Below are 20,121 nucleotides of genomic sequence, written 5' to 3'. Positions count from 1 at the left end.
AGTCAGGTTGTCACTCACCTGGCTGAGCACCGACGGTAAATAAGCTCGCAGCCAGGAGAGTCTGCACCCTGTAAAAGATCGGAGAAAAGTTAACATGGCAGGACACAGTAAGTGGGCAAACACCAAACACCGTAAGGCGGCGCAGGATGCCAAGCGCGGCAAAATTTTCACCAAAATCATTCGTGAACTGGTGACAGCGGCCAAGCTGGGCGGTGGCGATCCGGGTTCTAACCCGCGTCTGCGTGCAGCAATGGATAAAGCGCTGGCGAACAACATGACCCGTGACACCATGGATCGCGCTATCGCGCGCGGTGTGGGCGGCGATGACAACGCCAACATGGAAACCATCATTTATGAAGGTTACGGTCCTGGCGGCTCAGCCATCATGATTGAATGCCTCAGTGATAACCGTAACCGTACCGTGGGCGAAGTGCGTCACGCCTTCACCAAAACCGGCGGCAACCTTGGTACCGACGGCTCCGTGGCTTACCTGTTCAACAAAAAAGGCGTCATCTCCTTCGCGCCAGGTCAGGATGAAGACGCAGTGATGGAAGCCGCACTGGAAGCGGGCGGCGAAGACATCGTCACCTATGATGACGGCGCGATTGATGTCTTTACTGCATGGGAAGAGATGGGCACCGTGCGTGATGCACTGGAAGCCGCTGGCCTGAAAGCGGATACCGCAGAAGTGGCAATGATCCCGACCACCAAAGCGGAAATGGATGCGGAAACCGCACCAAAACTGCTGCGTCTGATCGACATGCTGGAAGATTGCGATGATGTGCAGGAGGTCTATCACAACGGTGAGATCTCCGACGAGGTGGCGGAAACGCTGTAATGGCGTTTACCGTCACAGCGTTAACCGGAGAGGCGTAATGTCGATTATTCTGGGTATCGATCCCGGCTCACGCATCACCGGTTATGGTGTTATTCGTCAGACCGGCCGCCAGCTCACCTATCTGGGCAGCGGCTGTATCCGCACCAATACCACCGAGTTACCCGCCCGCCTGAAGCTGATTTATGCGGGCGTGTGCGAAATCATCACGCAGTTTTCACCTGATTTCTTCGCTATCGAGCAGGTGTTTATGGCGAAGAATGCTGACTCCGCGCTGAAGCTCGGCCAGGCGCGGGGTGCTGCGATCGTTGCTGCGGTAAACCACGATCTGCCGGTGTTTGAGTATGCCGCCCGTCAGGTGAAACAGACGGTGGTGGGCATCGGCAGCGCCGAGAAAAGTCAGGTGCAGCATATGGTGCGAACTCTGCTGAAACTGCCGGCAAACCCGCAGGCGGACGCCGCCGATGCGCTGGCGATAGCCATTACTCACTGTCACGTGGCGCAGAACGCCGCGCGCATGAGTGACAGCAAGCTGGTGCTGACGCGCGGACGGTTGCGCTCAGGTTAGGGCATCGCACAGAACAGACGCTCAGGCTGGATATTCATCCAGCCTTTTTTATGTTATAAAATCCGCCACATTCGTTAGTTAAGGAAGCATTCAGGTGATAGGTCGTTTACGGGGCAACATTCTGGAAAAGCAGCCGCCACTGGTGCTGCTTGAGGCACACGGCGTCGGCTATGAAATTTACATGCCCATGACCTGTTTTTATGAATTGCCTGAACTTCAGCACGAAGCGGTGATTTTTACCCACTTTGTCGTGCGTGAAGACGCTCAGCTGCTGTTTGGTTTTAACAGCAAGCAGGAGCGCGCGCTGTTTCGCGAACTGATTAAAGTGAATGGCGTCGGCCCCAAGCTGGCACTGGCGATCCTCTCCGGCATGTCGGCGCAGCAGTTTGTGACTGCGGTAGAAAAAGAAGAGATCGCGTCACTGGTGAAACTGCCTGGCGTGGGTAAAAAGACCGCTGAGCGTCTGGTTGTTGAGATGAAGGACCGCTTCAAAGGGATGCACGGCGACCTGTTTGGCGGCGATTCGGCCTTTACGCTCACCACGCCGAGCGCTGAGCCGGAAACCAACGATGCGGAATCTGAAGCGGTTGCAGCGCTGGTATCACTGGGTTATAAACCGCAGGAAGCGAGCCGTATGATCAGTAAAGTCGGCCGACCGGATGCGGATTGTGAAACCCTGATCCGCGAAGCGCTCCGCGCCGCCATTTGAGGTAAGTCATGATAGAAGCCGACCGCCTGGTCTCCGCTGCCAGTATTAACGAAGAAGAGATAATTGACCGCGCCATTCGCCCGAAGATGCTCACCGAGTATGTCGGCCAGCCACAGGTGCGTGAGCAGATGGAGATTTTCATCAAAGCCGCACAGCTGCGTGGTGATGCGCTGGATCATCTGCTGATCTTCGGTCCGCCAGGTCTGGGGAAAACCACGCTGGCGAACATCGTGGCCAACGAGATGGGCGTGAACCTGCGTACCACCTCGGGTCCGGTGCTGGAGAAGGCAGGCGATCTGGCTGCGATGCTGACTAACCTTGAACCGCATGACGTGCTGTTTATCGATGAGATCCATCGCCTGTCACCGGTGGTGGAAGAGGTGCTCTATCCGGCAATGGAAGACTATCAGCTGGATATCATGATCGGTGAAGGCCCGGCGGCGCGTTCGATTAAGCTCGATCTGCCGCCGTTTACCCTGATTGGTGCCACCACCCGTGCAGGCTCGCTGACCTCGCCGTTGCGCGATCGCTTTGGCATTGTGCAGCGTCTGGAGTTCTATCAGGTTAAAGATCTGCAGCACATCGTAGGACGCAGTGCCGCCTGTCTGGGCCTGGCGCTGAGTGACGAAGGGGCGTTAGAGATTGCTCGTCGCGCACGCGGCACCCCGCGTATCGCCAACCGCCTGCTGCGCCGCGTGCGTGACTTCGCAGAGGTGCGGGCTAATGGTGATATGAGCGGAGAAGTCTCCTGCAGCGCGCTGGATATGCTTAACGTCGACAGTGAAGGGTTCGATTATATGGACCGTAAACTGCTTCTGGCGATTATCGACAAGTTTATGGGTGGGCCGGTGGGGCTGGATAACCTGGCTGCTGCGATTGGTGAAGAGCGTGAGACCATCGAAGATGTGATTGAACCCTTCCTGATTCAGCAGGGTTTTATTCAGCGCACACCGCGTGGCCGTCTGGCCACGCAGCATGCTTATCGTCACTTCGGCATTACGCGCGAAGAGTGACTACATGGCCGGTTTGCGCACCATGCTGAAGATAAACAGGATGGCGGCGCAGAGCACCACGGACGGACCGGCAGGCGTGTCGTAGAACGCAGAGAAGGTGAGACCGCCGGTGACGGCAATCACGCCGATGACCACCGCGACGGCCGCCATGCCTTCCGGCGAACGCACAAAACGGCGAGCGGTTGCAGCCGGAATAATCAGCAATGAAGTGATAATCAGCGCACCCACAAACTTCATCGCCACGCCAATCGTCAGCGCCGTAACCAGCATCAGAATCAGCCGGGTTCGCTGGATATTCACGCCATCCACCTGCGCCAGTTCCGGGCTGATGGTCATCGACAGCAGCGAACGCCACTGCCACGCCATCACCAGCAGCACAATTATCACGCCGCCACCCATCATCCAGAGGTCATCAGGCGTTACGGCCAGCAGGTCGCCAAACAGATACGCCATTAAATCAACGCGCACGTTCTTCATCAGGCTGACGACGACCAGGCCCAGCGACAGCGCGCTATGCGCCATAATGCCCAGCAGGGTATCGATAGCCAGATGCGGACGCCGCTCAAGCCAGACCAGTCCCAGCGCCAGGCAGACCGTCACCAGAATCACCGCGTAGTAGGGGTTCACGTTCAGCAGCAGGCCAAAGGCTACGCCGAGCAGAGACGCGTGCGCCAGGGTATCGCCGAAATAGGACATCTTACGCCAGACGACGAACGAACCCAGCGGACCGGCAGCCAGCGCTAACATCACACCGCCTATCCAGCCCGGTAATAACAACTCAATCATGATGAACCCTGTCCTTTGCGTAAAACGATACGTCCCTGAAGGTCGTGACGGTGATTATGATGATGACGGTAGATCGCCAACTCCTGCGCGCCACGCGGGCCAAACATCGCGATAAATTCGGGATGCTGCGAGACGGCTTCCGGCGTGCCGGAACAGCAGATATGGTGATTGAGGCACAACACTTCGTCAGTTTTCGCCATCACCAGATGCAGATCGTGGGAAACCATCAGCACGCCGCAGTTCAGTTCCACGCGTAACTGATTGATCAGGTCATACAGCGCAACCTGACCGTTCACATCCACTCCCTGCGTTGGTTCATCCAGCACCAGCAACTGAGGCTGATTCAGCAGGGCGCGTGCCAGCAACACACGCTGAGTTTCACCGCCGGAGAGCTTTTGCAGCGGGGAGTTGAGCAGATGGCCCGCCTGCACACGTTTCAGTGCTGGCATAATCTCCGCGTGTTTGCTGCCACGGGTCAGACGCATAAAGCGCTCAACCTTGACCGGCAGGGTGGGATCGATGTGCAGCTTCTGCGGCACGTAGCCGATACGCAGAGCAGGATCACGCTGAACCGAACCGGTTGTAGGGGCGAGCAGGCCGAGCACCACACGCACCAGCGTTGATTTTCCGGCACCGTTGGGACCCAGCAGGGTGAGAATGCGACCAGGCTGCAATGCCAGGCTGACGCCTGATAACACATTGCGCTGGTTAAACTTTATCGAAACGTTATCGAGTGTGACAAGTGAGGTCATAGTATTTACAGGTTGCACAGAATTTCGAATGTTATAATATCACATTCCACCTCATGGTCACGATGGAATGACGCAATATGTTACATAATAAAAAGGGCTCAATTTTCGCCCTGGCTGCTTTATCTGTTTCAGCTTTGTTAACCCTTCCTGCCCAGGCGAATGTTGTGGCTTCACTCAAACCGGTAGGTTTTATTGCTGCTGCTATTGCCGATGGCGTTACACCGGTTGAGGTGCTGCTGCCGGACGGCGCGTCCGAACATGATTACGCCCTGCGGCCATCTGATGCAAAACGCTTAAAAAACGCGGACTTAGTTGTCTGGGTCGGGCCAGAAATGGAAGCCTTTATGGCGAAGTCTGCGGCTGAACTTCCGGCTCAAAAAAACCTCGCGATGGTGAACATCGACGGGGTAAAACCGTTATTGATTAGCGGTGGTGAAGATGAAGATGAACACGCAGCGGAAAAATCCGAAGATCAGGATGCTGAAGCGCATCATCACCATCACGGCGAGTTTAATATGCACCTGTGGTTGTCGCCAGAGATTGCGCGCAAAACCGCGGTTGCAATCCATGGAAAATTATTGGAACTTATGCCGCAAGATAAGGCCAAACTTGACGCCAACCTCCAGCAGTTTGAGGTAGCTTTGGCGGACACGGACAAACGCGTCAGCGCACAACTTGCTCCGGTCAGAAATAAAGGATATTTCGTTTTTCACGACGCTTACACGTACTTTGAAAAGCACTACGGTCTCTCGCCCGCCGGGCATTTTACCGTCAATCCTGAAATTCAACCGGGCGCTCAGCGTTTACACCAGATACGAACACAGTTGGTTGAGCAAAAGGCGGTCTGCGTCTTTGCTGAGCCACAATTCAGACCAGCAGTCATCGATGCTGTCTCCCGCGGAACACAGGTGCGTAAAGGCACGCTTGATCCCCTGGGCACGGACATCAGCTTAGCCAAAGACAGCTATGTGAAATTCCTCTCACAACTGTCGAGCCAGTATGAAAGCTGCCTGAATGGAGCATGAGGAATAGGTAAAAGTGCAGCAGATAGCCCGCTCTGTCGCCCTCGCATTTAATAATTTGCCGCGCCCCCACCGCGTAATGCTGGGATCGTTAACTGTAGTCACTCTGGCCGTCGCTGTCTGGCGGCCTTACGTTTATCATCCGACAGATGATGTGACCCCCATCGTTAAAAATATTGAACTGGATAAGAACACGCTCCGCACGCTGTTGCCGGAAGCCAGTGAGCCGATCGATCAGAGCACACCGGAACCGGACGAAGAGCTGCCTGCGGATGATGTCGACACCGACGTGCCCGAAACGGCCGGTGTTCACGACTACACTGTTTCATCCGGCGACACCCTGAGCAGTGCCCTGAATCAATATGGCATCGACATCAGTGATATCAATGCGCTGGTGGTGAGCGATCGCGATCTGCGTAATCTGCAGGTCGGTCAGCAGCTGAGCTGGACGCTGGATGATGATGGTGGCCTGAAAACCCTGAGCTGGGAAATTTCCCGTCGTGAAACCCGCACCTATGAGCGCACCCCAGCCGGTGGCTTTAAGATGGATGCGGAGATGCAGAAGGGCGAATGGCGCAACAGCGTGATGCAGGGCGAAGTGCGCGGCAGTTTCGCCGCCAGCGCCATGCGGGCGGGGTTGAGCGGGGCTGAAGCCAGCGCCGTGATTAAAGCGATGCAGTGGCAGATGGACTTCCGTAAGCTGCGTGCTGGCGACCAGTTCAGCGTGCTGATGTCACGTGAAATGCTGGATGGCAAGAGTGCACAGAGTCAGTTGCTGGGCGTGCGCCTGCGCAGCGGCGGTAAAGATTATTACGCATTCCGCGCGGAAGATGGCAAGTTCTACGATCGCAGCGGCTCCGGTCTGGCACGCGGCTTTATGCGCTTCCCGACGGTTAAGCAGTATCGTGTCTCTTCCAACTTTAATCCGCGTCGTCTTAACCCGGTAACGGGCCGCATTGCGCCGCACAAAGGCGTCGACTTTGCGCTGCCAATCGGTACGCCGGTGCTCGCAGTGGGTGATGGTGAGATCGTGGTAGCGAAAAACGGCGGTGCCGCCGGTAACTACGTCGCTATCCGTCATGGCCGTCAGTATATGACACGCTATATGCACATGAAGAAAGTGCTGGTGAAGCCAGGTCAGAAAGTGAAACGTGGCGACCGTATTGGACTGTCCGGCAACACCGGGCGCTCCACCGGACCGCATCTGCATTTCGAAATCTGGATCAATAACCAGGCGGTTAACCCATTAACGGCGAAGCTGCCGCGCATGGAAGGTCTGACCGGCAAAGATCGCAGCGACTACATGGCACAGGTTAAATCCTGGCTACCTCAGCTGGGTCTGAAGTAAGCGAATTTCGTCAAATCGCGCAAAAACCGACGGCTTCTCCGTCGGTTTTTTGCTATCTGGCGCAGGATGATTGCAAATTTTCAGGTCGTCACTATCATAAGCCGGTCATTGCTTGAGGCGAGTGCATGGAAACCCGTAAAAAAAATAACATTGAATTTATTCCCGTTTTTGAACGTTCTTTTCTCAAACCTAAGTACTGGGGCAGCTGGCTGGCAATAGGTGCGCTGGCGGGTCTGGCGTATTTACCGCCGAAAGTGCGCGATCCGCTGCTGGGCCGGTTAGGCCGGTTTGCCGGTAAGCTGGCAAAGGGCGCACGTCGCCGCGCGCTGATTAATCTCTATTATTGCCTGCCGGAACTCAGTGAAGAGCAGCGTGCCACGCTGGTCGATGAGATGTTTGCGACAGCGCCGCAGGCGATGACAATGATGACCGAGCTGGTGCTGCGCGATCCTGCTCGCATCCGGCAGCGCGTTGAGTGGCATGGTCGTGAAATCATCGACCAGATGAAAGCTGAGCAGCAGAATGTGATTTTCCTGGTGCCACACGGCTGGGCGGTGGATATTCCTGCCATGCTGCTGGCGTCAGAAGGCCAGAAGATGGCGGCCATGTTCCACAATCAGAGCGACCCGCTGCTGGACTACGCCTGGAACACGGCCCGTCGTCGCTATGGCGGCCGGATGCATGCCCGCAACGACGGGATTAAGCCGTTTATCAGTTCAGTACGTCAGGGTTACTGGGGCTACTATCTGCCCGATCAGGATCACGGTGCTGAGCACAGCGAATTTGTCGATTTCTTCGCTACCTATAAGGCGACATTGCCTGCGGTTGGCCGGCTGATGAAGGTGTGCCATGCCCGCGTGGTGCCGCTGTTCCCGGTTTATAACAGTGAAACGCATAAGCTTGAGATTTATGTGCGTCCGCCGATGGACGATCTGCTGGAGGCCGACGATCACCAGCTGGCTCGCCGGATGAATGAAGAGGTGGAAATATTTGTCCGCCCGCATCCCGAGCAGTACACGTGGATCCTCAAGCTGCTGAAGACCCGCAAAGAGGGTGACATCGAACCCTATTCGCGCAAAGAGCTTTATCCGCGCAAATAGCAGAAAGGCCGCGAAAGCGGCCTTTTTGGTACGTCGGGTTTGGTTAGCGGTAAGTTCGAAAATGCTTAGGGAACACGGTCAGATCGGAAAGGCGCTTAAGCCATCCCTGGCCGCTCGTCCCGCGCCATCCGTGGCGCGGGACGCTTTCCTCCTCTGCCCGTGTTCCCTGCGCTTTAAGTTTATTTGCCGCTTTCAGATTCACCCAGATCCAGCGATTAAGTGATAATAAAAAGGCCGCTTTCGCAGCCTTTTATGAGTGAATAAAAGAGCTGGCTCAGGAAGCATACCCCCTGCGCAAAGACGCAAATCGCCATCCGTGGCATGCTCAGCGCAGACGATTACGCAGCTCTGTTATAACGCCTCCAGCCTGCTGCGACGTTTACGTTCGCGCATAAACAGGGTCACGAGACCAAACCACAGCACGCCGCTGATAAAGTTAATCAGACAGAACCACAACGTGCCGCCGCTGAAGTAGCCACTTTTCGCCAGCTCAATCCCCACCGCCAGCGTCAGAATACTGATCATCCCCAGCATGGCCGCCACGCTGCCTTTGCCTTCATCGCTGGCGTAGAGCGTCAGGCGATAGAGTCCGGCATTCACCATCCCTGCGCCAAAGGCGTAGAAGCTCAGGCCAGCCGTGATGAGCAGATAACCGTGGCTGTTCAGCAGGCTTGCCACCAGCGCCAGACTCAGGCCAATCAGAATCGGCCAGGCGGCGAACTTCACCGGCTGTTCAATCGGCACCCGTCCGGCCAGCTTACTCAGCGTCAGGTTACCGGCAATCATCGCCAGAAACACCGGCAGCTGCAGCAGGGCATACTGCATGCGAGACAGACCTTCGTCATGCATCAGGATCACCGGTGACAGCGCAACCCAGGTGAGGATTGGGATAAACACCAGCCCGATAGCAAAAGACCCAAACATCACCAGCCGGTCTTTCATCAACCGGCCATAGTTACGCGCCAGATTCGGCAGGGCGATTGAGTGGCTGCGGTCGCCTGCGGTTTCGGGCATCACACGCCACAGCACCACAAACGCAACGAGGCTGCAGGCGGCAAACAGCCAGAACATACTGCGCCAGCTGCCCACGGTGAGCCAGGCGGCACCGGCAAGCGGACCTGCCAGCGGAGCCAGCAGCGCCACGTTGGCCATCAGCGCCATCATGCGCACCGCCAGCGCCTCATCAAAGGCTTCCTGAATGGCGGCATAGCCAACCGCACCAATAAAGCAGAGGCTGATACCCTGAATAAAACGCAGCCCAACAAACTCTTCAATCGAACTGACCCAGTTGGTCAGTATGCAGGCGACGGCAAAAAACAGGATGCCGGAGAGCATCACCGGTCGCCGGCCAAACTTATCAGAGAGTGGACCCAGCAGCCATTGCAGCACCACGCCACCAATCAGGTAAGCGGTCAGCGACGTAGAAACCCATTCCGGGCCAACGGAGAACTCGCTGGTGACGATCAGCATGCCGGGCTGGATCATGTCGTGGGCGATATAGGTAGCAAACTCGAATAGCACTAACGCCAGAGGAAAAAGTAAAATTCGGCCGGTAAGCTGGCTGATGGGCTGGAAACGGGGCATCTTGCCTCCTTGTCAGAAAAGAAAAACGCGACTGCCAGGCAGTCGCGTCGTTGATTCTACACCGACAATGTAAACGCGGGCGCAATTAATCCACGCGCAGCACGCGAGTCGTGTTAGTGGTGCCGGTGGCGCCCATCACATCACCCTGGGTCACGATAACCAGATCGCCTGAAACCAGGAAACCTTTATCGCGCAGCAGGTTAACCGCGTCGTGTGCGGCCGCGACACCGTCGTTGTTGCTGTCGAAGAACACAGGCGTCACACCGCGATAGAGTGCAGTGAGATTCAGCGTGCGTTCATGGCGGGACATCGCAAAGATCGGCAGGCCCGACGTGATACGTGAGGTCATCAGCGGAGTACGGCCCGACTCGGTCATGGTGATGATCGCAGTAACGCCCTGCAGATGGTTTGCGGCGTACATGGACGACATGGCAATCGCTTCTTCGACGTTGTCGAACTGCACATCCAGACGGTGCTTGGAGACGTTGACACTTGGGATCTTCTCCGCGCCCAGGCAGACCTTCGCCATCGCTGAGACGGTTTCTGCCGGATACTGACCCGCTGCGGTTTCTGCAGAGAGCATCACGGCATCGGTGCCATCCAGCACGGCGTTAGCCACGTCCATGACTTCTGCGCGGGTTGGCATCGGGTTAGTAATCATCGACTCCATCATCTGCGTCGCGGTAATGATGGTGCGGTTTAGCTGACGGGCACGACGAATTAATGCTTTCTGAATGCCGACCAGCTCCGGATCGCCAATCTCAACGCCCAGGTCGCCACGCGCAACCATCACCACGTCTGATGCCAGAATGATGTCATCCATCGCTTCCTGGCTGGCAACCGCTTCGGCACGTTCCACTTTAGCGACCAGCTTAGCGTCACAACCCGCTTCACGCGCCAGACGACGCGCCAGGTTCATATCTTCGCCACAGCGTGGGAAGGAGACGGCCAGATAATCGACGCGGATCTTAGCGGCGGTGATAATGTCTGCCTTGTCTTTTTCGGTCAGTGCTTCAGCTGACAGGCCGCCGCCCAGCTTGTTAATGCCTTTGTTGTTCGACAGCGGGCCGCCGACAGTGACTTCGGTGAAGACTTTCGTGTCCTGAACTTCCAGCACCTTCAGCTGCACGCGGCCATCATCCAGCAACAGGATATCGCCCGGCACCACATCTTCAGGCAGACCTTTGTAGTCGATACCCACGCGCTCTTTATCGCCTTCGCCTTTACCCAGGCTGGCATCCAGCAGAAAACGGTCGCCGATATTCAGGAAAACTTTACCTTCTTTGAAGGTCGAAACACGAATTTTTGGACCCTGGAGGTCACCGAGAATAGCCACGTGGCGGCCCAGTTTTGCGGCAATCTCACGCACTTTGTCGGCACGCAGCTGATGGTCTTCTGGCGTGCCGTGAGAGAAGTTGAGTCGTACAACGTTCGCACCGGCAGCGATGATTTTTTCGAGGTTATTATCACGATCGGTGGCCGGGCCGAGGGTTGTTACGATTTTGGTTCTTCTGAGACGTCTTGACATCGGGGACTCCGTAAACATTTAAGCGTGTCCGGGTCTGTGGACACAGCATGGTTATCTATTCTATATGATCGACGGGTTGTGATACGACTCACATTGTAAATGTGATGTTAATTTTTTTACTGATCACTCTCTTCCCGAAGGGTGTTCTTTTCATAACGCGACGCTTTCAACGCCTCTTTCACGCGTTTCAGGTTTTCCCGGAAGGGGGCACCCCGTTCCAGGGTAAAACCGGTCGCCAGCACATCGATCACGGTTAACTGCGCCAGGCGCGACACCATCGGCAAATAGACATCCGTATCTTCCGGTACATCAAGCACTAAAGCTATCGCTGCTTCATGGGCAAGGGGTGAATCGGGAGAGGTGATGGCAATAACGGTGGAACCGTTTACACGGGCCAGGCGAGCCAGTTCTACCATATTTTTTGTGCGTCCAGTATGTGAAATGAGCACAAAAACGTCACCGGCTCGACTATTTATGCAACTCATGCGCTGGATCACAATATCGTCCGACCAGATGACCGGCAGATTAAAGCGCAGAAATTTGGTAAAGGCGTCATGCGCCACGACCGCGGATGCCCCCAGCCCGAAAAAGGTGAGTTTATCGGCCTGCGCAAGCAGGGTGACGGCCTGTTGCAGCTGCGTGCTGTTCAACTGGTCGCGCACCCGCTGCAGTCCAGCCAGCGCCGAGTCGAAGATCTTGTGGCTGTAGTCCTCCACACTGTCGTTATCCTCCACACCCCGGCTGACCCAGCTGCTGCTTTTCACCAGGCTCTGCGCCAGCAGCAGTTTAAAGTCGGGAAAGCCGCGTGCGCCCAGGCGATGGCAGAAGCGGTTTACGGTGGGTTCACTCACGCCGGCAACGCCTGCCAGCGTCGCAATGCTGGAGTGCATCGCCGCCTGGGGGGCAGCCAGAATCTGCCGGGCGACTTTCTGTTCCGCTTTGCTCAGCGCAGCGAACTGCGCCTCAATTTTTTCCAGCATATTCATAAGCCGATGACCATTATCGCTTTTATCAATTTCAATTATCACTGTCGTCAGCGCCGATTAACAGAGACTATATCGCGTCAGCGGCCGACAGGCGCAACGGCGGACAAGCCGATGGCGCTTTTTTTTGGGATACTTTGACCGGTGCCAGATTTCCTGACACCAGCAGACACAGAAAAAACCGGCAATCCGCACGTGTCATCACACGCATGCAGCGCATCCGGTACAGAGTTAATGCGGTTGACCCGGCGAGTCGGTTTACCTGGCGCGGGGAAAAAAGTACATTGTGCTGAAAGAAAATAATAACCTGGACCCGGTGGCAGAGGATGCATCACCACCGGACTATCCTGCAACGAGGAGAGGAAAATGGCGGTAACACAAACAGCCCAGGCATGCGATCTGGTGATTTTCGGTGCCAAAGGCGATCTTGCACGCCGTAAACTGTTGCCTTCACTGTACCAGTTAGAGAAAGCGGGTCAGATCCACGAGGAAACCCGCATTATTGGTGTCGGCCGTGCCGAGTGGGACAAAGCGGAATACACCAAAGTGGTACGTGAAGCGCTGGAAACCTTCATGAAGGAGAAGATTGACGAAGCGCTGTGGGACAAACTCAGCAATCGTCTCGACTTCTGCAACCTCGATGTTAACGACACCACGCACTTCCCGAAACTGGGCAAGATGCTGGACCAGAAAAACCGCACCACCATTAACTACTTTGCAATGCCGCCGAGCACCTTTGGCGCGATCTGTCAGGGACTGGGCACCGCGAAGCTGAATGCGAAACCGGCGCGCGTGGTGATGGAGAAGCCGCTCGGTACCTCACTGGAAACCTCGCAGGAGATCAACGACAGCGTTGGTGAATACTTCGATGAGAGCCAGGTATTCCGTATCGACCACTATCTCGGCAAAGAGACCGTGCTTAATCTGTTGGCGCTGCGCTTTGCGAACTCTATCTTCGTGAATAACTGGGATAACCGCACCATCGACCACGTGCAGATCACGGTGGCCGAAGAGGTGGGTATTGAAGGCCGCTGGGGTTACTTCGATAAAGCGGGTCAGATGCGTGACATGATTCAGAACCACCTGTTGCAGATTCTGACCATGATCGCCATGTCGCCGCCGTCCGATCTCAGTGCCGACAGCATCCGTGACGAAAAAGTTAAAGTGCTGCGCTCGCTGCGCCGCATCGACCAGACCAACGTGCGTGAGAAAACCGTACGCGGTCAGTACACTGCGGGCTTTGTGCAGGGTAAAAAAGTGCCAGGCTACCTTGAAGAAGAGGGGGCCAATAAAACGAGCGCTACGGAGACTTTCGTCGCAATTCGTGTCGATATCGACAACTGGCGCTGGGCAGGCGTGCCGTTCTACCTGCGTACCGGTAAGCGTTTACCGACCAAATGTTCCGAAGTGGTGGTCTACTTTAAAAACCCCGAGATGAACCTGTTCAAAGATTCCTACTCAGAGCTGCCGCAGAACAAGCTGACCATTCGTCTGCAGCCGGACGAGGGCGTGGATATCGAGATCCTGAATAAAGTGCCAGGCCTCGATCACAAGCACAAGTTGCAGACCACCAAGCTGGATCTGAGCTACTCCGAGACGTTCAACCAGTCGCACCTTGCCGATGCTTACGAGCGTCTGCTGCTGGAGAGCATGCGCGGCATCCAGGCGCTGTTTGTGCGTCGCGATGAAGTTGAAGCCGCATGGACCTATGTTGATTCGATTATCAACGCATGGGCGGCAGATGGTGACTCTTCCAAGCCGTATCAGGCTGGCACCTGGGGCCCGGTGGCCTCGGTGGCGATGATCACCCGCGATGGTCGCTCGTGGAACGAGTTTGAATAACTGAAGTGATGATGAAGCCCGCCACGCGGGCTTTTTTTTCGCCTTTAAACCGGGCCAGCGGATACGAATAAAACTGAACTGCTGTTTCAAAATGGGCGCAGGAGGATAGACGCTCAGGAAGCGAATCATGTATGGTAGTGACGCAATTTACAGGGCAGGAGCCGATGCTCCATGACCGGGCCACAATCCCGGTGTTATCAAGCAAGGGGAACTGATGAAAAACTGGAAAACGAGTGCTGAACAGATTCTGACCACCGGACCTGTGGTGCCGGTCATCGTAGTGAATAAACTGGAACATGCTGTGCCGATGGCGAAAGCGCTGGTGGCAGGCGGTGTCAGAGTGCTGGAAGTCACGCTGCGCACGCCCGTAGCGATGGATGCACTGCGTGCGATGATCAAAGAAGTGCCGGATGCGATTGTCGGTGCGGGCACAGTGATTAATCCGCAGCAGTTACAGGAAGTGACCGATGCCGGTGCACAGTTTGTTATCAGCCCTGGCGTCACGGAATCGCTGCTGAAAGCGGCGGTTGAAGGGCCGGTTCCGTTGATTCCGGGAATCAGCACGGTTTCTGAGTTGATGACCGGTATGGACTATGGTCTGCGCGAATTTAAATTTTTCCCGGCAGAAGCAAATGGCGGCGTGAAAGCGCTGCAGGCGATTGGCGGACCTTTCCCGCAGGTGCGTTTCTGTCCGACCGGCGGTATCTCTCCGGCCAACTACCGTGACTATCTGGCGCTGAAAAGCGTGCTGTGCATCGGCGGCTCCTGGCTGGTGCCTAACGATGCGCTGGAAGCGGGCGACTGGGATCGCATCACCCGCCTGGCTCGCGAAGCTGTCGAAGGCGCGAAGTAAGTAATGGCGGTGAGCGTCTGCTCACCGCACACCTTTACCCCTGAACCGTAACCGCCGCTGCGCTGGCAACTGCACGCGCAATCGCCTGCGTGGTGCTCTCACCGCTGGCCAGCGCGACGCCCAGACGACGCTGCCCGCTGATCTCCGGCTTGCCGAACAGCCGCAGTTGCAGACCGGCCCCCAGTGCGGCTTCGACATTTACAAACTGCACATTCTGGCTGGTCAGTTGCGGCAGGATAACGGCAGATGCCGATGGACCATACTGACGAATCCCACCAATCGGCAGACCCAGGAACGCCCGCACGTGCAGCGCAAACTCTGACAGATCCTGTGAAATCAGCGTCACCATCCCGGTGTCGTGGGGACGTGGCGACACTTCACTGAATACCACCTCATCACCGCAGACAAACAGCTCAACGCCAAACAGGCCATAACCGCCCAGCGCCTTCACCACCTGCGCGGCAACATCCTGCGCCCGCTGCAGCGCCAGGTCACTCATCTGCTGCGGCTGCCAGGATTCACGATAGTCGCCATCCTCCTGTCGGTGACCAATCGGCGCACAGAAGTGAATGCCATCGACGGCGCTGATGGTCAGCAGGGTGATCTCAAAATCGAAGTTAACAACGCCTTCGACGATGACGCGACCGGCACCGGCGCGGCCACCCTGTTGGGCATAGTCCCAGGCTTTCTCCAGCTGGCTGGCGTCGCGGATAAAGCTCTGGCCTTTACCGGATGAACTCATCACCGGCTTTACAATGCATGGGAAGCCGATTTCGGTTGCGGCTTCATCGAAACGCGCTTTGCTGTCGGCAAAGCGATAGCGTGAAGTGGGCAGTGACAACTCTTCAGCCGCCAGGCGACGAATGCCTTCGCGGTTCATGGTCAGCTTTGCGGCACGGGCGGTCGGAACCACGCGCTGGCCCTGCTGCTCCAGCTCAACCAGCGTATCCGTGGCGATGGCTTCGATTTCCGGCACCACAAAGTCAGGATTCTCTTCGGCAATCAGCGCAGCCAGCGCTGCCCCATCCAGCATATTGATCACATGGCTGCGATGGGCGACATGCATCGCCGGGGCATCGGCGTAACGATCCACCGCAATCACTTCCACACCCAGACGCTGACACTCCAGCGCCACCTCTTTACCCAGTTCACCTGAACCTAATAGCATTACACGCGTCGCCGCCGGACGCAGCGCTGTTCCGAGAGTCGTCATACATTCACCTAAGCAGTCAAAATTCGCGCGCAAGTATAAACGAAAACGTTTGCGTTCTCATCTTTCGTCCATCTGACACTGCTTTTTGCCGTACTTTTCCCGCTCTGACGTTTCCTGACAAGCTTTTGGTCAGGATAGCGGGCTGACATCCTGAAAGGAGTGAATAAGGAGTGAATGATGAATAACTGGTTGCAACAGATTCAGTCGGTACTGGCAAAGAAGGGCGGTGAAGGAAAATCGGGCGGCGGCTTAAGTGACATGCTGGCACCGGGTGCGCTGGGCGGTCTGGCCGCCATGCTGGTCTCCAGTAAGTCTTCACGCAAACTGCTGACCAGATATGGCGGCAAAGCGCTGATTATTGGTGGTGGCGCGGCCGCTGGTGCGGTGCTGTGGAACAAATATAAGCAGCGGGTCAGCGAAGCGCACCAGAATGAACCTGATTTTGGCGTGGCTCAGACGCCCATAGACCAGCGCGCTGAACGTCTGGTCACGGCGCTGGTGTTTGCCGCTAAAAGTGACGGGCACATCGACGATCAGGAGCGGGCAGCCATTGAGCAGAATATTCATCAGTCCGGTTACGGCCAGGATGCAGAACAGCTGATTCAGAAAGCGATGAACCGCCCGCTGGACCCGCAGTGGCTGGCCGCCGATGTGAAAAATGAGGAAGAGGCACTGGAGCTTTACTTCCTGAGCTGTACCGCTATCGACGTCGATCACTTCATGGAACGCAGCTATCTCTCCGCGCTGGGCGACGCGCTGAAAATTCCTCAGGATGTCCGTGACGGCATCCAGCAGGATCTTGAGGCTGAAAAATCCCGTCTGCCTGCCGGTTAATCCTGGCTGAAGTCCGCTGGCTGGTCACACGAAGTGATTGGCCAGCGGCAGCTTCTCTCGTCATACCTGGCTTCCGGCTGCCGAAGTGTTACGCTTACAGATCATTACGTTGATGGAGACGGATGGATGAAAGCACCCATCGCAAAAAAAATTCCCCATGAGATGACGCTGCACGGCGAGACGCGCGTTGACGATTATTACTGGCTGCGCGACGACAAACGTGAAAACAGCGAAGTCCTTGATTACCTGCGTGCCGAAAACAATTACGGCAAAAAAATCATGTCATCGCAGCAGCCGCTGCAGGACCGGGTATTAAAAGAGATTATCGATCGGCTGCCGCCGGAAGATCACTCTGTGCCCTATGTGAAAAACGGTTACCGCTATCAGAGCCGCTATCAGAGCGGTAACGAATATCCGGCCTATTACCGGCAACCGGCAGCAAGCGAGGAGTCTGGCGAGTGGAGTCTGCTGCTGGATGCCAACCAGCGCGCCTCGCACAGCGATTTTTACACGATGGGCGCGCTGCACATCAGCCCCGATAACCGGGTCATGGCGCTGGCCGAAGATTTCCTGTCGCGACGCCAGTACGGCATCCGGTTCCGCAACCTGGAGAGTGGCAGCTGGTATCCTGAAGTGCTGAGTAACGCCTCATCGAGCTTCGCCTGGGGCAACGACTCCCGTACGATCTACTATGTGCAGAAACATCCGCAGACGCTGCTCTCGTATCAGGTGTGGCGACATGAACTAGGTATGCCGCAGTCGGAAGACAAGCTCGTCTACGAAGAGCAGGATGACACCTATCATCTCAGCGTGCACAAGAGCACCTCCAAGCAGTTCATCATGATTGCGCTCTACAGCACCAACACCAGCGAAATTCAGCTGATCGATGCGAACTTCCCCGATGCACAGCCACATGTCTTTCTGCCGCGCCGTCGCGATCATGAATACAGCATCGACCATTACGATCATCAGTTCTTCATTCGCTCCAATCGCGAAGGCAAAAACTTCGGGCTGTATCGCAGTCGCTATCTGGATGAGACTCGCTGGGAAACGCTGATCCCGGCACGGGAACAGGTGGTTATGGAGGATTTCCAGCTGTTCCGCGACTGGCTGGTGGTTGAGGAGCGCCAGCGCGGCTTAACCAGCCTGCGACAGATTAACTGGGCCAGCGGCGAGACCAGCGGCATCGCCTTTGACGATCCGACCTATGTAACCTGGCTGGCGTACAATCCGACGCCGCGCACCAGCAAACTGCGCTACGGCTATTCGTCGATGACCACGCCGACCACGCTGTTTGAACTGGATATGGATACCGGCGAACGCCGCATTCTGAAGCAGAGCCAGGTTAAAGGCTTTAACGCGGAAGATTACAAAAGCGAGCATCACTGGATCAAAGTCAGCGATGGCACCGAAGTACCGGTGTCGCTGGTCTATCACCGCAAACATTATCAGCCCGGTCAGAACCCGATGCTGGTCTATGGGTATGGCGCCTACGGCAGCAGCATGGATGCCGATTTCAGCGTCAGCCGTCTGAGCCTGCTGGATCGCGGCTTTGTCTATGCGCTGATACAGGTGCGCGGCGGCGGTGAGCTGGGACAGCAATGGTATGACGGCGGTCGCCTGCTCAACAAAATGAACAGCTTCACCGACTTTATTGATGTCACGGATGCGCTGGTGGCGCGCGACATCGGCCACCCGGAACGGCTCTATGCGATGGGCGGCAGTGCAGGCGGCCTGCTGATGGGCGGCGTGATTAATCTGGCGCCTCAGCGGTTCCACGGCGTGGTGGCGCAGGTGCCGTTTGTGGATGTGGTCACCACCATGCTGGATGAGTCGATTCCGCTGACGACCGGTGAATATGACGAGTGGGGCAACCCCAACGATCCTGAGTACTACCACTACATCCGCCAGTACAGCCCCTATGACAACATTGAGGCGAAATCGTATCCCCATCTGCTGGTCACCACCGGCCTGCACGACTCACAGGTGCAGTACTGGGAACCGGCCAAGTGGGTGGCGAAGCTGAGATCGCTGAAAACGGATAACAACCTGTTGCTGCTCTGCACCGATATGGATTCCGGTCACGGCGGCAAGTCGGGGCGTTACAAAGCCTACGAGGGTATCGCGATGGAATACACTTTCCTGCTGGGACTGGCGCAGGGTACCCTGCCGCCCGCTCAGGATTACTGAGACTCCGACAGGTATTTATTCAGCGCCTGCCGCAATGGCGGGCGCAGATCGCTGACATTATTCAGCACCCACTTCAGGTAGCCCGGATCCTTTCTCGCAATCACCGCAATGGCCTGGCCGCGATATTTGCCGAACGGCAGAATGTCGTCGCGCTGGGCCGCCGGTTGTGAACGCACAATCATCTCGGAAGCACCCCAGCCGGAGACCTCCATAATCCGAATCAGCAGCGCCGCAGTGACATAGCAGTCATAGAGCGCGCGGTGCGCATGCAGATCAGCGGGCGGCGTCACATCCAGTTTTAGCGAATGACGCAGTGCCTGGTTGCCATATTTAATGCCCGGCCAGAGCTGGCGCGCCAGCTGCATGGTGCAGATCCATTCACCGTACATTTCCGGCAGCATACGGCGATCAAAGCTGGCGTTATGCGCCACGTAGAAAGCACTGCCGTAATAGCGCGGGATCGCCTCTTCAATGGTCGGTTTACCGGCGACCATCGCTTCGGTAATGCGATGCACCGCCATCGCCTGACGGCTGATAGGGCGGTCGGGCAGGGTGAGGTCGCTCATTGGGTTCACAATCTGACCGTTGACCACATCCACGGACGCGACTTCCACCACGCCGCCCTGCAGACCGCAGGTTTCGGTATCGATAACGCGGAACATCATTGCTTCATCTTCGGTTCATAAGGAAGGCGCGACAGGCTGAGTGATGCCTGGCGGTATTGCATCAGACGCTGACGAAACCAGTCACGCAGCGCTTCGGGCTGCTCCTGCGCCACCATCTCGGCAACGACCGGCATGTTATAGCGCTCTTTGAACGCCACGCCCGCTGCCGCTAAATCGACATTGATCTTGTCTTTCTCTTCCTGGGACAGCACGGCAAGGTTATGGCTCATAATATTCTCCTGACGATAGCCGGCAAAAGTAATGTTTTCGGCGGTATGAATCAAGGATAAGGATCG

Annotated in this window: 19 protein-coding genes; 11 read left to right on the top strand and 8 right to left on the bottom strand. The window is 56.4% G+C overall.

Features of this window, described 5'->3' with window-relative positions:
• The first annotated feature begins 94 nt into the window (after positions 1-94).
• From FA92_RS09720 to ruvB, 4 genes are all read left to right on the top strand, one after another.
• Positions 95-838, top strand: a complete 744-nt coding sequence (locus FA92_RS09720) for a YebC/PmpR family DNA-binding transcriptional regulator (RefSeq protein ID WP_033732924.1) — start codon at positions 95-97, stop codon at positions 836-838.
• 37 nt (positions 839-875) lie between these two features.
• The gene (ruvC, locus tag FA92_RS09715) at positions 876-1,403 is read left to right on the top strand and encodes a crossover junction endodeoxyribonuclease RuvC (protein WP_003849205.1); all 528 of its coding nucleotides are present in this window, start codon (positions 876-878) and stop codon (positions 1,401-1,403) included.
• Positions 1,404-1,497: 94 nt separating this feature from the next.
• Complete coding sequence (ruvA, locus tag FA92_RS09710; protein ID WP_003849207.1) at positions 1,498-2,112, top strand: Holliday junction branch migration protein RuvA; 615 nt, start codon at positions 1,498-1,500, stop codon at positions 2,110-2,112.
• 8 nt (positions 2,113-2,120) lie between these two features.
• On the top strand, positions 2,121-3,125 hold the full coding sequence (ruvB, locus tag FA92_RS09705) for a Holliday junction branch migration DNA helicase RuvB (RefSeq protein ID WP_013358170.1): 1,005 nt from the start codon (positions 2,121-2,123) through the stop codon (positions 3,123-3,125).
• Here the strand turns inward: ruvB and znuB are convergent, their stop codons facing one another.
• Positions 3,126-3,911, bottom strand: a complete 786-nt coding sequence (gene znuB / locus FA92_RS09700; RefSeq protein ID WP_013358169.1) for a zinc ABC transporter permease subunit ZnuB — start codon at positions 3,909-3,911, stop codon at positions 3,126-3,128. It lies immediately after the preceding gene.
• Positions 3,908-4,663 carry a zinc ABC transporter ATP-binding protein ZnuC gene (gene znuC, locus FA92_RS09695; RefSeq protein ID WP_033783319.1) on the bottom strand — a complete coding sequence of 252 codons (756 nt, stop codon included), beginning with the start codon at positions 4,661-4,663 and terminating at the stop codon, positions 3,908-3,910. Before znuC ends, znuB begins: the two co-directional genes overlap by 4 nt.
• A gap of 77 nt (positions 4,664-4,740) precedes the next feature.
• Here znuC and znuA point away from each other — a divergent pair, with 77 nt between their 5' ends.
• The 3 genes from znuA to lpxM all read left to right on the top strand — a co-directional run bounded on the left by znuA (position 4,741) and on the right by lpxM (position 8,133).
• Entirely contained in the window at positions 4,741-5,688 is a 948-nt protein-coding gene (gene znuA, locus FA92_RS09690) for a zinc ABC transporter substrate-binding protein ZnuA (protein WP_033783317.1), read from the top strand.
• 13 nt (positions 5,689-5,701) lie between these two features.
• A complete protein-coding gene (gene mepM / locus FA92_RS09685) occupies positions 5,702-7,033 on the top strand; it encodes a murein DD-endopeptidase MepM (RefSeq protein WP_013358166.1) in 1,332 nt (443 codons plus the stop codon).
• 125 nt (positions 7,034-7,158) lie between these two features.
• Positions 7,159-8,133 (top strand): lauroyl-Kdo(2)-lipid IV(A) myristoyltransferase, encoded by a 975-nt coding sequence (lpxM, locus tag FA92_RS09680; RefSeq protein ID WP_033783316.1) that lies wholly within the window; start codon positions 7,159-7,161, stop codon positions 8,131-8,133.
• Positions 8,134-8,484: 351 nt separating this feature from the next.
• Here lpxM and FA92_RS09675 read toward each other — a convergent pair whose 3' ends face one another.
• The 3 genes from FA92_RS09675 to FA92_RS09665 all read right to left on the bottom strand — a co-directional run bounded on the left by FA92_RS09675 (position 8,485) and on the right by FA92_RS09665 (position 12,231).
• A complete protein-coding gene (locus tag FA92_RS09675) occupies positions 8,485-9,717 on the bottom strand; it encodes an MFS transporter (RefSeq protein WP_033783315.1) in 1,233 nt (410 codons plus the stop codon).
• A gap of 85 nt (positions 9,718-9,802) precedes the next feature.
• Entirely contained in the window at positions 9,803-11,245 is a 1,443-nt protein-coding gene (gene pyk, locus FA92_RS09670) for a pyruvate kinase (protein ID WP_013358162.1), read from the bottom strand.
• A gap of 116 nt (positions 11,246-11,361) precedes the next feature.
• Positions 11,362-12,231, bottom strand: a complete 870-nt coding sequence (locus FA92_RS09665) for a MurR/RpiR family transcriptional regulator (RefSeq protein ID WP_197061495.1) — start codon at positions 12,229-12,231, stop codon at positions 11,362-11,364.
• Positions 12,232-12,594: 363 nt separating this feature from the next.
• Here FA92_RS09665 and zwf point away from each other — a divergent pair, with 363 nt between their 5' ends.
• The gene (gene zwf / locus FA92_RS09660; protein WP_013358160.1) at positions 12,595-14,070 is read left to right on the top strand and encodes a glucose-6-phosphate dehydrogenase; all 1,476 of its coding nucleotides are present in this window, start codon (positions 12,595-12,597) and stop codon (positions 14,068-14,070) included.
• 214 nt (positions 14,071-14,284) lie between these two features.
• The gene (locus FA92_RS09655) at positions 14,285-14,923 is read left to right on the top strand and encodes a bifunctional 4-hydroxy-2-oxoglutarate aldolase/2-dehydro-3-deoxy-phosphogluconate aldolase (protein ID WP_010258674.1); all 639 of its coding nucleotides are present in this window, start codon (positions 14,285-14,287) and stop codon (positions 14,921-14,923) included.
• Positions 14,924-14,957: 34 nt separating this feature from the next.
• Here the strand turns inward: FA92_RS09655 and purT are convergent, their stop codons facing one another.
• Positions 14,958-16,136: a formate-dependent phosphoribosylglycinamide formyltransferase gene (gene purT / locus FA92_RS09650; protein ID WP_033783314.1), complete on the bottom strand. Its 1,179-nt coding sequence runs from the start codon at positions 16,134-16,136 to the stop codon at positions 14,958-14,960.
• Between the two features lie 177 nt (positions 16,137-16,313).
• On the opposite strand from purT, the gene FA92_RS09645 reads away from it, so the two are divergent.
• Positions 16,314-16,970 carry a DUF533 domain-containing protein gene (locus tag FA92_RS09645; RefSeq protein ID WP_033783313.1) on the top strand — a complete coding sequence of 219 codons (657 nt, stop codon included), beginning with the start codon at positions 16,314-16,316 and terminating at the stop codon, positions 16,968-16,970.
• 126 nt (positions 16,971-17,096) lie between these two features.
• Positions 17,097-19,160: a prolyl oligopeptidase family serine peptidase gene (locus FA92_RS09640; protein WP_033783312.1), complete on the top strand. Its 2,064-nt coding sequence runs from the start codon at positions 17,097-17,099 to the stop codon at positions 19,158-19,160.
• On the opposite strand, the gene exoX is transcribed toward FA92_RS09640, so the two are convergent.
• Together exoX and FA92_RS09630 are read right to left on the bottom strand one after the other, a co-directional pair.
• Positions 19,154-19,822, bottom strand: coding sequence for an exodeoxyribonuclease X (gene exoX / locus FA92_RS09635; protein WP_033783311.1), 669 nt, complete (start codon positions 19,820-19,822; stop codon positions 19,154-19,156). The genes FA92_RS09640 and exoX overlap by 7 nt on opposite strands.
• Complete coding sequence (locus tag FA92_RS09630; RefSeq protein WP_033733020.1) at positions 19,822-20,055, bottom strand: DNA polymerase III subunit theta; 234 nt, start codon at positions 20,053-20,055, stop codon at positions 19,822-19,824. Before FA92_RS09630 ends, exoX begins: the two co-directional genes overlap by 1 nt.
• Positions 20,056-20,121: the final 66 nt, after the last annotated feature.

Source organism: Pantoea sp. 9140 (assembly GCF_000745295.1).
Taxonomy (GTDB): Bacteria; Pseudomonadota; Gammaproteobacteria; order Enterobacterales; family Enterobacteriaceae; genus Pantoea; species Pantoea vagans.
Note: the sequence above shows the minus strand (reverse complement) of the source record. Positions and strands in the feature narration are given on the sequence as shown.

Excerpts from the sequence above, each read along its gene's own strand:
- FA92_RS09720 (WP_033732924.1), top strand. The coding sequence starts at position 95 with ATGGCAGGACACAGTAAGTGGGCAAACACCAAACACCGTAAGGCGGCG.
- ruvC (WP_003849205.1), top strand. The coding sequence starts at position 876 with ATGTCGATTATTCTGGGTATCGATCCCGGCTCACGCATCACCGGTTAT.
- ruvB (WP_013358170.1), top strand. The coding sequence starts at position 2,121 with ATGATAGAAGCCGACCGCCTGGTCTCCGCTGCCAGTATTAACGAAGAA.
- znuB (WP_013358169.1), bottom strand. The coding sequence starts at position 3,911 with ATGATTGAGTTGTTATTACCGGGCTGGATAGGCGGTGTGATGTTAGCG.
- znuC (WP_033783319.1), bottom strand. The coding sequence starts at position 4,663 with ATGACCTCACTTGTCACACTCGATAACGTTTCGATAAAGTTTAACCAG.
- znuA (WP_033783317.1), top strand. The coding sequence starts at position 4,741 with ATGTTACATAATAAAAAGGGCTCAATTTTCGCCCTGGCTGCTTTATCT.
- lpxM (WP_033783316.1), top strand. The coding sequence starts at position 7,159 with ATGGAAACCCGTAAAAAAAATAACATTGAATTTATTCCCGTTTTTGAA.
- FA92_RS09675 (WP_033783315.1), bottom strand. The coding sequence starts at position 9,717 with ATGCCCCGTTTCCAGCCCATCAGCCAGCTTACCGGCCGAATTTTACTT.
- pyk (WP_013358162.1), bottom strand. The coding sequence starts at position 11,245 with ATGTCAAGACGTCTCAGAAGAACCAAAATCGTAACAACCCTCGGCCCG.
- FA92_RS09665 (WP_197061495.1), bottom strand. The coding sequence starts at position 12,231 with ATGAATATGCTGGAAAAAATTGAGGCGCAGTTCGCTGCGCTGAGCAAA.
- zwf (WP_013358160.1), top strand. The coding sequence starts at position 12,595 with ATGGCGGTAACACAAACAGCCCAGGCATGCGATCTGGTGATTTTCGGT.
- FA92_RS09655 (WP_010258674.1), top strand. The coding sequence starts at position 14,285 with ATGAAAAACTGGAAAACGAGTGCTGAACAGATTCTGACCACCGGACCT.
- purT (WP_033783314.1), bottom strand. The coding sequence starts at position 16,136 with ATGACGACTCTCGGAACAGCGCTGCGTCCGGCGGCGACGCGTGTAATG.
- FA92_RS09645 (WP_033783313.1), top strand. The coding sequence starts at position 16,314 with ATGAATAACTGGTTGCAACAGATTCAGTCGGTACTGGCAAAGAAGGGC.
- FA92_RS09640 (WP_033783312.1), top strand. The coding sequence starts at position 17,097 with ATGAAAGCACCCATCGCAAAAAAAATTCCCCATGAGATGACGCTGCAC.
- exoX (WP_033783311.1), bottom strand. The coding sequence starts at position 19,822 with ATGTTCCGCGTTATCGATACCGAAACCTGCGGTCTGCAGGGCGGCGTG.
- FA92_RS09630 (WP_033733020.1), bottom strand. The coding sequence starts at position 20,055 with ATGAGCCATAACCTTGCCGTGCTGTCCCAGGAAGAGAAAGACAAGATC.